Raw genomic sequence first — 12,115 nt, 5'->3', positions numbered from 1 at the left:
TCGGTGGCGACGCCGCGGGAATGTCCGCGGCGTCGCAGGCCCGCCGCCTGAAGGGTCCGGACGAGCTGGAGATCGTCGCGTTCGAGCGCGGCCACTTCACCTCATACTCGGCCTGCGGCATCCCGTACTGGGTGGGTGGCGACGTCTCGGCTCCCGAGGAGCTGATCGCCCGTACGCCCGAGGAGCACCGCGCGCGGGGCATCGATCTGCGCATGCGCACCGAGGTCACGGAGATCGACGTGGCCGGCGGACGCGTACGCGCGCGGGACGTCGATTCCGGCGCCGAGTCCTGGACGTCGTACGACAAACTCGTGATCGCGACCGGGGCCCGGCCGATCCGCCCCGACATGCCGGGCGCCGACGCGCCGGGGGTGCACGGGGTCCAGACGCTCGACGACGGCCAGGCCCTCCTCGACTCGCTGGCACGCACGCGTGGGCGACGAGCGGTGGTCGTCGGCGCCGGTTACATCGGCGTCGAGATGGCCGAGGCGCTCATCAACCGCGGCTACGAGGTGACGGTCGTCAACCGCGGCAGCGAGCCGATGTCCACGCTCGACCCGGACATGGGCCGCCTGGTGCACGAGGCCATGGAGGACCTCGGCATCACCATGGTCAACAACACCCAGGTCACCAAGGTCCTCACCGGCGAGGACGGCCGGGTCCGCGCGGTGGCCACCCAGGACGCCGAATACCCGGCGGACGTGGTCGTCCTCGGCATCGGCGTACGCCCGGAAACGACCCTCGCCGCGGCCGCCGGCCTCCCCCTCGGCGCCCACCAGGGCCTGCTCACCGACCTCGCGATGCGGGTCCGCGGACACGAGAACATCTGGGCCGGCGGCGACTGCGTAGAGGTCCTGGACCTGGTCTCCGGCCAGGAGCGCCACATCGCCCTCGGCACCCACGCCAACAAACACGGCCAGGTCATCGGCACCAACATCGGCGGCGGCTACGCCACGTTCCCCGGAGTCGTAGGCACGGCGGTCTCCAAGGTCTGCGACCTGGAGATCGCCCGCACCGGCCTACGCGAAAAGGACGCCCACCGAGCGGGCCTCCAGTACGAAACGGTCACCATCGAATCCACCAGCCGAGCCGGCTACTACCCCGACGCGGCTCTGATGACAGTAAAAATGCTCGCCGAACGCCGAACAGGCCGCCTCCTGGGCGTCCAGATCGTAGGCAGGGAGGGAGCGGGCAAGCGGGTGGACATCGCAGCGGTAGCCCTCACGGCATGCATGACGGTGGAACAAATGACGTCCCTGGACCTCGGCTACGCCCCACCCTTCAGCCCAGTCTGGGACCCGGTACTGGTAGCGGCCAGAAAGGCCACAAAGGCGGTACAGCAGCCGACCTAAAGGGGCGCGGGACTGTATCGATTTGCGGCTCCGCCGCGCGGGCGCGACCAGCCACAGACGACAGTCACCCGGCACTCAACCCGCACCCCCACGGCGCGACCCTAGGCAGTCCCGTTGATCCGCTCGATAGCCTGCCGCGCCTGATCCGCCGGAGGCCGCGCCGGCAACGAAGAAACCGACGCCGCCGGCATGGCAACCGGCTGCTCCCCGGAGGGCTTGGCGTGCGTGGCCGCCGGCCGAGTCGACCGCAACCGGTTGCTCACCGCTTCGTCGAGCGTCACCGGCCGCTGCATCTGCGCAGCAAGACGTCCCGCTTCCTGGCCCAGCCGGGCCACGTCCTCCCAGGGGAGCCGGATCACCAGGGAGATCTCTGCCTCGCCGTCCGGCGTGGCCTGCATCGGAGGAGTAACTCGGTCGTTCATCGCCTGTTCCTCACGTCGTCCCCGCGACCCGCCTTCCCCGTGTCGCGGGCAGTTGAGGACACATACGCACGCACGCGTGCCGGTGTTCACCGATTCGCGGGGCCCATCGCGGGCACCTATCTCTTGTGGTCATCCCCGTCCATGACGTGAACCCGGTGCGCCGCACCCCCTGGGTGACGTATGCGCTCATCGCCGCGAACTTCCTGGTCTTCCTGTACACGCCCGGTCTCGCCGGCTCCGTGGCGGGCGACAGCAGCGTCTCGCAGCTGTGTCATCTGCAGGCGTTCCTGGACCACTACGCGGCGGTGCCGCAGGAGTTGATCCACCATCAGCTGCCGAAGCTGGTGCCGACGGGCGAGGTGGGTGTGGGCGCGAACGGCGCCGGCTGTCTGGTGGCCCCGCCGGACTACGACAAGTCGCCCCCGCTGTCGGTGTTCACCGCGATGTTCCTGCACGGCGGCTGGCTGCACCTGCTGGGCAACATGCTGTTCCTGCTGATCTTCGGCAACAACGTCGAGGACCGCATGGGCCACATCCGCTTCGTGCTCTTCTACGTCGTCTGCGGCTACGCGGCCTCGTACGGCTTCGCGCTCCTCAACGCCGACTCGACCGACCCGCTGATCGGCGCCTCGGGCGCCATCGCCGGTGTCCTGGGCGCGTATCTGGTGCTCTATCCGAAGGCCAGGGTGTGGGTCCTCGTCCCGTTCCTGATCTTCCTGCCGCTGCGGCTGCCGGCCTGGATGGTGCTGGGCTTCTGGTTCGTGCTGCAGGCGATCTACTCGTCCGGCGAGGGCGTCTCCACCGCGGGGACGGTGGCGTACGCGGCGCACGTGGTCGGGTTCCTGGTCGGCATGGTGCTGGCCTGGCCGCTCAAGGCGGGCACGCCCCCGCCGCCGGAGCCGCGCGGCCTGCTGTTCGGCAGGCGGGCCCGGCCCCGGCACACGTGGTGAGGATCAGCGGGCGGTCTGCGTGTGGACGTACTCCACGAGCCGGGTGAGCGCGTCCGGGTCGGTGGACGGCATGACGCCGTGGCCGAGGTTGAAGACATGGCCTTCGAGTCCTGCGGCCGCGTCCAGCACCTCGCGGGCCTTGGTCTCGACGGCCTGCGGTCCGGCGAACAGGACGGTCGGGTCGATGTTGCCCTGGAGCGCCTTGCCGGGGCCGACCCGGCGGGCGGCCTCGTCGAGCGGGACGCGCCAGTCCACGCCGACGACGTCCGCGCCGGCCTCGCCCATCAGCCCGAGGAGTTCACCGGTGCCGACGCCGAAGTGGATGCGCGGGACACCGTACCCGGCGACCGCGTCGAAGACCTTCGCGGAGGCGGGCAGCACCGAGCGGCGGTAGTCGGCGGGGGCCAGCGCGCCGGCCCAGGAGTCGAAGAGCTGGACGGCGCTCGCGCCGGCCTCGATCTGCACCTTGAGGAAGGCCGCCGTGATGTCCGCGAGCCGGTCGAGCAGGTCGGCCCACAGCTCGGGATCGCCGTACATCATCGCCTTGGCGTTCTCGTACGTGCGAGACGGACCGCCCTCGACGAGGTAACTCGCGAGGGTGAAAGGCGCGCCCGCGAAACCGATGAGCGGGGTCGGGCCCAGCTCGCGGGTCAGCAGGCCGATCGCCTCGGTGACGTAGGAGACGTCCTCGGGCTCAAGGGCGCGCAGTTGTGCCAGGTCGGCGCGGGTGCGGATGGGGTGGGCGACGACCGGGCCGACGCCGGGCTTGATGTCGAGGTCGACGCCGATGGCCTTGAGCGGGACGACGATGTCGCTGAAGTAGATCGCCGCGTCCACGTCGTGCCGGCGCACCGGCTGGAGCGTGATCTCGGTGACCAGGTCGGGGCGCATGCAGGAGTCCAGCATCGCGATGCCCTCGCGGACCTTGCGGTACTCCGGCAGGGAGCGCCCGGCCTGCCGCATGAACCACACGGGCGTGTGCGGCACGGGTTCGCGCCTGCACGCCTTGAGGAAGGCGGAGTCGTACGTGGCTGTCGGCGGCTGCCCCGCGGGGGTCTCGTTGGCGCTCACGGGGCAAGTCTCGCACGGCCGCGCAGGGCGTTTTGCGCGGCCCGGTGGGCCCAAGAGGGGGTGTCTAGTCCCGCACGAGCCCTCCGTTCCCCTTAACCTTCCCGCATGGCTGCGGCTCAAGGACGACTGTCGGACGGCGCTGACGGAATGGACGACACCAAGGAGGGTGACCGGGACGGTAGCGGTGGGGCTCCGCCGGCCTTCCAGGCCGCGGTCCAGGCCCTGCGGAACAGTCGGCTCCGGCCGCAGGTCGAGATCGAGCCGACGCGCGCGCCACAGCGGCTCGCTCCGTTCGCGTACGCGTTGGAGGCCGCGGTCGTCGACGGCGACCAGGATCTGGCCGACGGCCGGCTGGTGCTGCTGCACGACCCGGCCGGGCACGACGCCTGGCACGGCTCCTTCCGGCTGGTGACGCTGGTGCGCGCGGAGCTGGAGGCGGAGATGGCCGCCGATCCGCTGCTGCCGGAGGTGTGCTGGTCCTGGCTGACCGGTGCGCTCCAGGCGCGGGGGCTGTCGTACGGCGAGCCGAGCGGCACGGTCACGCGGGCGAGCTCGCACTACTTCGGCGGCCTGTCCGAGCGGCCGGCCGCCTCGCAGATCGAGATCCGGGCCTCCTGGACGCCCCGTGAGGGCCTCGGCGGGGTCCCGGACACGGCGGCGCACCTGGCCTCCTGGTGCGATCTGCTGGCGCAGGTGGCGGGCCTCCCGCCGGCCGGTCCGGGCGACGCGTCGGTGGTCACGCTGCCGCAGCGCCGGGGGCCGCAGCAGTCCCGCTGATCCGCCTAGTTCCGATGGGTTCCACTGGTGGTGGCCGATTGACCGTCTCTTTGTCGATACGGCCACTTTCAGTCAGGAGTGAACCCTCGAACGAACCGATTCATTCACCGAATGATCGATCGCACGTCCGAATTGCACCAATTGTTACTCACTAGATCGTGATCATTCTCTAAAGGACTCCCGGTTCGGTGCCGAAGACGTCTGTGACCTTCAAAGCCGTCCCGCACCCCAGGAGGCCTGGTGTCCGTTCTCCTCGAGCAGCCCGCAAGCCTGGTCGCCTACCGCCCGAACAAGCCCACCGCCATGGTGGTCGTGGCCGACCCCCGCGTCCGTTCCACCGTCACCCGCCACCTGTGGGCGCTCGGTGTGCGCGACGTCATCGAGGCCTCGTCCGTCGCGGAGGCTCGTCCCCGCATCGGCAACCCCCGCGACATCTGCGTCGCCGACGTCCACCTGCCCGACGGCTCCGGCCTCACCCTGCTGTCCGAGACCCGTGCCGCGGGCTGGCCCAACGGCCTGGCCCTGTCCGCCGCCGACGACATCGGCGCCGTCCGCAACGCCCTCGCCGGAGGGGTCAAGGGCTACGTCGTCACCGGCACCCGTACCAACGTCGGGCTCCCCACCCGACCCGGAGCCGCGCCCATCGGCTCCGCCGCCGCCCGTATGCACCGCCGCCCCCCGGGTGCCCCGAGCCACCCGGGCGGCTACCGCGAGCTCTCCGGCCGTGAGGTCGAGGTGCTGAGACTGGTCGCGGAAGGCCAGTCGAACAAGGCGATCGGTGTCTCCATGGGCCTGTCCGCACTGACCGTCAAGAGCCACCTCGCCCGGATCGCCCGCAAGCTCGGCACGGGCGACCGCGCCGGAATGGTCGCGGTGGCCCTGCGCACCGGCATCATCCACTGACCCCCGTCCCCACATATTCACGGACGTGAATCGGAGCTTTCACCGAGCTGACTGGTTTACGACCCTCAGGCGCCTGCCGACGGAACGTTCCGTCGGCAGGCGCTGTCCATACACAGATACCCTTGACATGTGACCGACGCCCAAGAGACCGCAGCAGACGTTTCACTGCGAACCACCGGAGGCGCTCCTCCGGACGACGGCGGATCTTCTGCTGCGGAGGCGCCGATCCCTCTGCTGGAGCCGCGGGACGGTATTCCGGCCGTGATCGCCGACGCGGACGCCCTCGCCCGGACGATCGCCGCCTTCGCCGCGGGCTCCGGTCCTGTGGCCGTCGATGCCGAGCGAGCGTCCGGCTACCGCTACGGACAGCGCGCGTATCTGGTCCAGCTGCGCCGTGAGGGCGCGGGGACCGCGCTGATCGATCCCGTGGCCTGTCCCGATCTCTCCGGCCTCGGCGAGGCGCTCGACGGGGTCGAGTGGGTGCTGCACGCGGCCACCCAGGATCTGCCGTGTCTGCGCGAGATAGGCATGATGCCGACGCGGCTGTTCGACACCGAGCTGGCCGGGCGGCTCGCCGGGTTCCCGCGGGTCGGCCTGGGCGCGATGGTCGAGGGCGTCCTCGGCTTCGTACTGGAGAAGGGGCACTCCGCCGTCGACTGGTCGACCCGGCCGCTGCCCGAGCCCTGGCTGCGGTACGCGGCGCTGGACGTGGAGCTGCTGGTCGATCTGCGCGACGCGCTGGAGAAGGAGCTGGACCGGCAGGGCAAGCTGGAGTGGGCCCGGCAGGAGTTCGACGCGATCGCGTCCGCGCCGCCGGCCGAGCCGCGCAAGGACCCCTGGCGGCGGACGTCCGGCATGCACAAGGTGCGGCGGCGTCGGCAGCTGGCCGTGGTGCGGGAGCTGTGGGAGACGCGGGACCGGGTCGCGCAGAAGCGGGACGTCTCGCCGGGGAAGGTGCTCGGGGACGCGGCGATCGTCGAGGCGGCGTTGGCGATACCGGTGAATGTGCACGCGCTCGCCGCGTTGAACGGGTTCGGGCATCGGATGGGGCGGCGGCAGCTGGAGCAGTGGCAGTCCGCGGTGGATCGTGCGAAGGCTTTGGCGGATGTGGAGTTGCCGGCGCCTGGGCAGCCGGTCACCGGGCCTCCGCCGCCGCGTGCTTGGGCGGACAAGGATCCTGCGGCCGCAGCCAGGTTGTCTGCGGCTCGGGCTGCTGTTTCCGCGTTGGCGGAGCAGTTGGGCATGCCTCAGGAGAACCTGATTACGCCTGACACCGTGCGGCGGGTTTGTTGGGAGCCGCCGAAGGTTGTGGACGTGGAGTCCGTGGGTGCGGCGCTTGCGGGGTATGGGGCTCGGCCTTGGCAGGTTGAGCAGGTGGCGCCGGTTTTGGTGGCTGCGCTTTCTGCCTAATCGCCGTTGCGGGTTCTCTTGTGGGGCGGCTGCGGGCAGTCGTGGGTTGCTCGCGCAGTTCCCCGCGCCCCTAACGGCAGCTCCCCTGGACGCCTGCTTCTCTGTGAACGTCTAGTTTGCGCCAAGATCCTCGGGGTCCCCCCGGTGTGACCTTCGCCGCTCGGGGCGTCAGGGGTGGGCAGCTACGTTACTCATAAGTAGCATGGGGGCTGAGCGCGCGCTCAGTGGAGGCGTGCCGCAGCAGTGCCCACCCGCACCCTGGAGGAGAGCCAATCGTGCCTCGTACCGTCAGGGACGTCGTGTTCGTCGACGGCGTCCGCACCCCGTTCGGCAAGGCGGGCCCGAAGGGCATCTACCACGAGACCCGGGCCGACGACCTCGTGGTGAAGGCGATCCGGGAGCTGCTGCGCCGCAACCCCGGACTCGACCCGAAGAAGATCGACGAGGTCGCCATCGCCGCGACCACGCAGATCGGTGACCAGGGGCTGACCCTGGGGCGGACCGCGGGGATCCTCGCCGGGCTGCCGCAGTCGGTGCCCGGCTACTCGATCGACCGCATGTGTGCCGGTGCGCTGACCTCCGTCACCACCACCGCCGGTTCGATCGCCTTCGGGGCCTACGACGCCGTCATCGCCGGCGGTGTCGAGCACATGGGGCGTCACCCGATGGGCGAGGGCGTGGACCCGAACCCGCGGCTCATCAGCGAGAAGCTGGTCGACGAGTCCGCCCTGTTCATGGGCATGACGGCGGAGAACCTGCACGACCGCTACCCGCACATCACCAAGCTGCGCGCCGACGAGTACGCCGTGCGCTCGCAGGAGAAGGCCGCCAAGGCGTACGCCAACGGCAAGATCCAGCAGGACCTGGTTCCTGTCTCCGTGCGGAACACCAACTCCGAGGTGGGCGAGACCGGTTGGGGGCTTGTCACCGCCGACGAGCCCATGCGACCCGGGACCACCCTGGAGAACCTCGCCGGGCTGAAGACGCCGTTCCGTGTGCACGGGCGGGTCACCGCCGGTAACGCGGCCGGGCTGAACGACGGTGCCACCGCCTCGATCCTCGCGTCCGAGGACTTCGCGCGGGAGAACAACCTGCCGGTGCGCATGCGCCTGGTGTCCTACGCCTTCGCGGGCGTCGAGCCCGAGGTCATGGGCTACGGACCGATCCCGGCCACCGAGAAGGCCCTCGCCAAGGCCGGTCTCGGCATCGGTGACATCGGCCTCTTCGAGATCAACGAGGCCTTCGCGATCCAGGTCCTGGCCTTCCTCGACCACTACGGCATCGCGGACGACGACGCGCGCGTCAACCAGTACGGCGGCGCCATCGCCTACGGCCACCCGCTGGCCGCCTCCGGTGTGCGGCTGATGACCCAGCTGGCCCGCCAGTTCGAGGAGCAGCCGAACGTCCGCTACGGCCTGACCACCATGTGTGTCGGCTTCGGCATGGGCGCCACCGTCATCTGGGAGAACCCGCACTTCGAGGGGGACAAGTGAGCACCACCACCGAGCTTCTGAAGGGTGCGGCCGAGCTGTTCCCCGACGAGGTAGTGACGTCCGCGCACGTCCGCCACCTCGAACTGCCGTACGGCGCCGGGCGGTTCGCGCTCATCACGCTGGACAACGGCTTCGACCACACCAAGCCGACCACCTTCGGCCCGGCCTCGCTGGCGAACCTCAACGCCGCCATCGACCAGGTCGAGAAGGAGGCCGCGGCCGGCGAGATCGTCGGTGTCGGCATCACCGGCAAGCCCTTCGTCTTCGCCGTCGGCGCGGACCTCAAGGGCGTCGAGCTGCTCAAGAACCACGCCGACGCGCTCGCCATCGGCAAGGGCGGCCACGAGGTCTTCAAGCGCATCGCGGCCCTCGCGGTACCGACCTTCACGTACTACAACGGCGCTGCCATGGGCGGCGGTGTCGAGGTCGGTCTGCACTGCGAGTACCGCACGGTGTCCAAGCACATCGCGGCCTTCTCGCTGCCCGAGGTCTTCCTCGGTCTGGTCCCGGGCTGGGGCGGCTGCACGCTGCTGCCGAACCTGATCGGCGCCGACAAGGCCGTCTCGGTGATCATCGAGAACAGCCTCAACCAGAACAAGCAGCTCAAGGGCCAGCAGGTCTTCGACCTCGGGATCGCCGACGCGCTCTTCGAGGGCGCGGACTTCCTGGAGCAGTCGCTGGTCTGGACGGCGAACGTCCTCAAGGGCGAGATCAAGGTCGAGCGTCCGGCAATCGACCGCGGTGAGGGCTGGGACCAGGCCGTCGCCAAGGGCCGCTTCGTCGCGGACTCCAAGGTGCACGGGGCCGCTCCGGCCGCCTACCGCGCCCTCGACATCATCGAGGCCGCGAAGAACGGCGACCTCCAGCAGGGCTTCGACGCCGAGGACGTGGCGCTCGCCGACCTGATCATGGGTGGCGAACTGCGCGCCGGCATCTACGCGTTCAACCTCGTCCAGAAGCGCGGCAAGCGTCCCGCGGGTGCGCCGGACAAGTCGCTCGCGCGTCCGGTCACCAAGGTGGGTGTGGTCGGCGCCGGTCTGATGGCCTCGCAGCTCGCCCTGCTCTTCCTGCGCCGCCTTGAGGTGCCGGTCGTGCTGACCGACATCGACCAGGAGCGCGTCGACAAGGGTGTGGGCTACGTCCACGCGGAGATCCAGAAGCTGCTCGGCAAGGGCCGTATCAACCAGGACAAGGCCAACCGGCTCACCGCCCTGGTCACCGGTGTGCTGGACAAGGCCGAGGGCTTCGCGGACGCCGACTTCATCATCGAGGCCGTATTCGAGGAGATCGGCGTCAAGCAGCAGGTGTTCGCCGAGGTCGAGGCGGTCGCTCCGGCGCACGCGATCCTCGCCACCAACACCTCCTCGCTGTCCGTCTCCGAGATGGCGTCGAAGCTGAAGAACCCCGAGCGGGTCGTCGGCTTCCACTTCTTCAACCCCGTGGCGATTCTTCCCCTGTTGGAGATCGTGCGCGGCGAGCAGACGGACGACGCGTCGCTGGCCACCGCCTTCGCCGTCGCCAAGAAGCTGAAGAAGACCGCGGTCCTGGTGAAGGACGCCCCGGCGTTCGTCGTCAACCGCATCCTCACCCGCTTCATGGGCGAGATCCAGAACGTCATCGACGAGGGCACCCCGGTCGCGGTCGCCGAGAAGGCCGTCGAGCCGCTCGGTCTGCCGATGTCCCCGCTGGTGCTCCTGGAGCTGGTCGGTCCGGCCATCGGTCTGCATGTCTCGGAGACCCTCAACCGGGCCTTCCCGGACCGCTTCACGGTGTCCCCGAACCTCGCGGCCGTCGTCAAGGCCGGCAAGCGCGGCTTCTACGTCTACGACAGCGGGAAGCCGGAGCTGGACCCCGAGGTCGCCGCGCTGCTGAAGCAGGGCGACTCCGTGCTGACCGAGGAGCAGGTGCGTGACCGGGTCCTGGACGCGGTGGCGCAGGAGATCGGGCTGATGCTCGACGAGGGTGTCGTCGCCGAGGCCCAGGACATCGACCTCTGCCTGATCACGGGCGCCGGCTGGCCCTTCCACCTGGGCGGCATCACGCCGTACCTGGACCGCGAGGGTGTCTCCCAGCGCGTGAACGGCAAGCCGTTCCTGGCGCCGGGCGTGGCGAGCGTGCCCGCGTAACCACGTTCCCGTGCAGGGGGCGGGCCGCATGGTATCGATCCATGCGGCCCGCCCCCTTTTGCGGCGCACCTGTGGATAGGATCTGCACACAGTCAGATCAAATGTTCACTTTCACCAGACGTTCTTGATCAGAGCCGGATCGGAACGTCCCCCTTTCTTGCGGAGGATTTTCCGTGGCGTCCACCCGCCGCCAACAACCCCGACGTCGGGTGTGGCCCAAGGTCAAGCTGTTGCTTCTTGTTCTCGTCGTGGCCGCGGGCGCCACGGCGCTGTATCCGCTCTGGCGGAAGGCGAACCCGGACCCGCCCGAGCTGGCCGTCCGGTACCGGACCGCGACACCGGCGACGGCCGCCGCGGCCGAGCCGTCGCTGGAGGTCTTCAACGAGTCGAAGAAGGCGCTGCCGCTGAGCGAGGTGGCACTGCGCTACTACTTCACCGCGGACGGCGGCTCGTACGCCTTCAACTGCGTCCAGGCGGCCGTCGGGTGCTCGAACATCGCCGGCACCGTGACGAAGCTGACCGAGCCGACGGAGACGGCCGACCACTACCTGGAGCTGAGGTTCACGGACGCGGCGGGCACGCTGCAACCGGGCGCCAACAGCAAGGGCATCGACGTCCAGCTGTACCGCGTCGACCACGAGAAGTTGAAGCAGTCCGACGACCGGTCCTTCGACGCGGAGAAGAGCACGTACAAGGAGTCGAAGACGGTGACCGCGTACAAGCGCGGTGTGCTCGCCTGGGGTGAGGAGCCGGACGGGAAGAAGCCGGACGGCGACGACAAGTCGGCGAAGGCCTCCGCTGCCGACGCGGCGCCGGTGCTGCCCGAGGACGTCCTGTTCGACAACTTCCACTACACCGGTCCCAAGGACCCCGCGCTCTTCAGGCACGGCTGGCTCGTGCGCACCAGCAAGGGCGGTCCCGGCATCGACGACACGTGGTCGGCCGACGGGGTGAGCTTCCCGTCCGCGAAGGAGGCGCTGGGCGACGGGCAGGTGCTCAATCTGCGGGCCAGCACGGACGGCACCAAGAAGGGCACGCGGCAGGCGAGTGTCGGCACGGCCGGGCGGGAGTTCCGCTCGGGCACGTACGCCGCCCGGATCCACTTCAGCGACGACCCCACGACCGGCAAGAACGGCGACCACGTCAACCAGACCTTCTACACCATCGGCGGCAAGGGCACCTCGTACAGCGAGCTCGACAACGAGTACATGCCGAACGGTGGTTGGGGGCGGTACGGGCCGAAGCTCGACAACGTCACCTGGCACACGGTCGATGACCGGGTGTACAACACGACGCTCAAGAGCCTGAACGGCTGGCACACCGTCGTGATGACGGTGGACGGCGATGTGGTGACCTACCGCGTCGACGGCACGAAGATCTACTCCACCAGCGGCAAGTACGCTCCGCGCGCGGGCATGTCGGTGAACTTCAACACCTGGTTCATCGACCTGCCGTTCAAGAGCGGCGAGCGCGCCTGGGACATGAAGGTCGACTGGCTGTACTACAACGCCAAGGACGCGCTGTCCCTCGACGACGTCGACGCGGCGGTCGAGGACTACAGCCACAGCGGCCTGAACTACTTCAACACCACGTCCTGACCTGGGGGGTACG

The 12,115-nt window shown here is 69.6% G+C and carries 10 protein-coding genes; 8 read left to right on the top strand and 2 right to left on the bottom strand.

Annotated features, from left to right (window positions below; translation table 11 throughout):
- Positions 1–1,352, top strand: a 1,352-nt coding sequence (locus ACWDR3_RS24410) for an FAD-dependent oxidoreductase (protein WP_450354659.1), incomplete at its 5' end; no start/stop codon positions are given.
- Positions 1,353–1,453: 101 nt separating this feature from the next.
- Here the strand turns inward: ACWDR3_RS24410 and ACWDR3_RS24405 are convergent.
- Complete coding sequence (locus ACWDR3_RS24405; RefSeq protein ID WP_450354658.1) at positions 1,454–1,774, bottom strand: hypothetical protein; 321 nt, start codon at positions 1,772–1,774, stop codon at positions 1,454–1,456.
- Positions 1,775–1,899: 125 nt separating this feature from the next.
- Between ACWDR3_RS24405 and ACWDR3_RS24400 the strand changes: the two genes are divergently transcribed.
- Positions 1,900–2,724: a rhomboid family intramembrane serine protease gene (locus ACWDR3_RS24400; protein WP_450354657.1), complete on the top strand. Its 825-nt coding sequence runs from the start codon at positions 1,900–1,902 to the stop codon at positions 2,722–2,724.
- A 3-nt stretch (positions 2,725–2,727) separates the two neighbouring features.
- On the opposite strand, the gene hemE is transcribed toward ACWDR3_RS24400, so the two are convergent.
- Positions 2,728–3,795: a uroporphyrinogen decarboxylase gene (gene hemE / locus ACWDR3_RS24395; RefSeq protein ID WP_123997093.1), complete on the bottom strand. Its 1,068-nt coding sequence runs from the start codon at positions 3,793–3,795 to the stop codon at positions 2,728–2,730.
- Positions 3,796–3,900: 105 nt separating this feature from the next.
- Here hemE and ACWDR3_RS24390 point away from each other — a divergent pair, with 105 nt between their 5' ends.
- The 6 genes from ACWDR3_RS24390 to ACWDR3_RS24365 all read left to right on the top strand — a co-directional run bounded on the left by ACWDR3_RS24390 (position 3,901) and on the right by ACWDR3_RS24365 (position 12,102).
- Entirely contained in the window at positions 3,901–4,572 is a 672-nt protein-coding gene (locus ACWDR3_RS24390; protein WP_450354656.1) for a DUF3000 domain-containing protein, read from the top strand.
- Positions 4,573–4,812: 240 nt separating this feature from the next.
- Entirely contained in the window at positions 4,813–5,475 is a 663-nt protein-coding gene (locus tag ACWDR3_RS24385) for a response regulator transcription factor (RefSeq protein ID WP_019073943.1), read from the top strand.
- A 129-nt stretch (positions 5,476–5,604) separates the two neighbouring features.
- Positions 5,605–6,885 carry an HRDC domain-containing protein gene (locus ACWDR3_RS24380; protein ID WP_450354654.1) on the top strand — a complete coding sequence of 427 codons (1,281 nt, stop codon included), beginning with the start codon at positions 5,605–5,607 and terminating at the stop codon, positions 6,883–6,885.
- A 275-nt stretch (positions 6,886–7,160) separates the two neighbouring features.
- On the top strand, positions 7,161–8,378 hold the full coding sequence (locus ACWDR3_RS24375) for a thiolase family protein (RefSeq protein ID WP_123997096.1): 1,218 nt from the start codon (positions 7,161–7,163) through the stop codon (positions 8,376–8,378).
- Positions 8,375–10,504, top strand: coding sequence for a 3-hydroxyacyl-CoA dehydrogenase NAD-binding domain-containing protein (locus ACWDR3_RS24370; protein ID WP_450354653.1), 2,130 nt, complete (start codon positions 8,375–8,377; stop codon positions 10,502–10,504). The genes ACWDR3_RS24375 and ACWDR3_RS24370 overlap by 4 nt, the downstream gene beginning before the upstream one ends.
- 173 nt (positions 10,505–10,677) lie before the next feature.
- A complete protein-coding gene (locus tag ACWDR3_RS24365; RefSeq protein ID WP_450354652.1) occupies positions 10,678–12,102 on the top strand; it encodes a cellulose binding domain-containing protein in 1,425 nt (474 codons plus the stop codon).
- Positions 12,103–12,115: the final 13 nt, after the last annotated feature.

The organism is Streptomyces sp. NPDC001002 (assembly GCF_053599215.1).
The sequence above is the reverse complement of the archived record's forward strand: the minus strand, read 5'-3'. Positions and strand labels throughout refer to the sequence as shown.

Excerpts from the sequence above, each read along its gene's own strand:
- ACWDR3_RS24405 (WP_450354658.1), bottom strand. The coding sequence starts at position 1,774 with ATGAACGACCGAGTTACTCCTCCGATGCAGGCCACGCCGGACGGCGAG.
- ACWDR3_RS24390 (WP_450354656.1), top strand. The coding sequence starts at position 3,901 with ATGGCTGCGGCTCAAGGACGACTGTCGGACGGCGCTGACGGAATGGAC.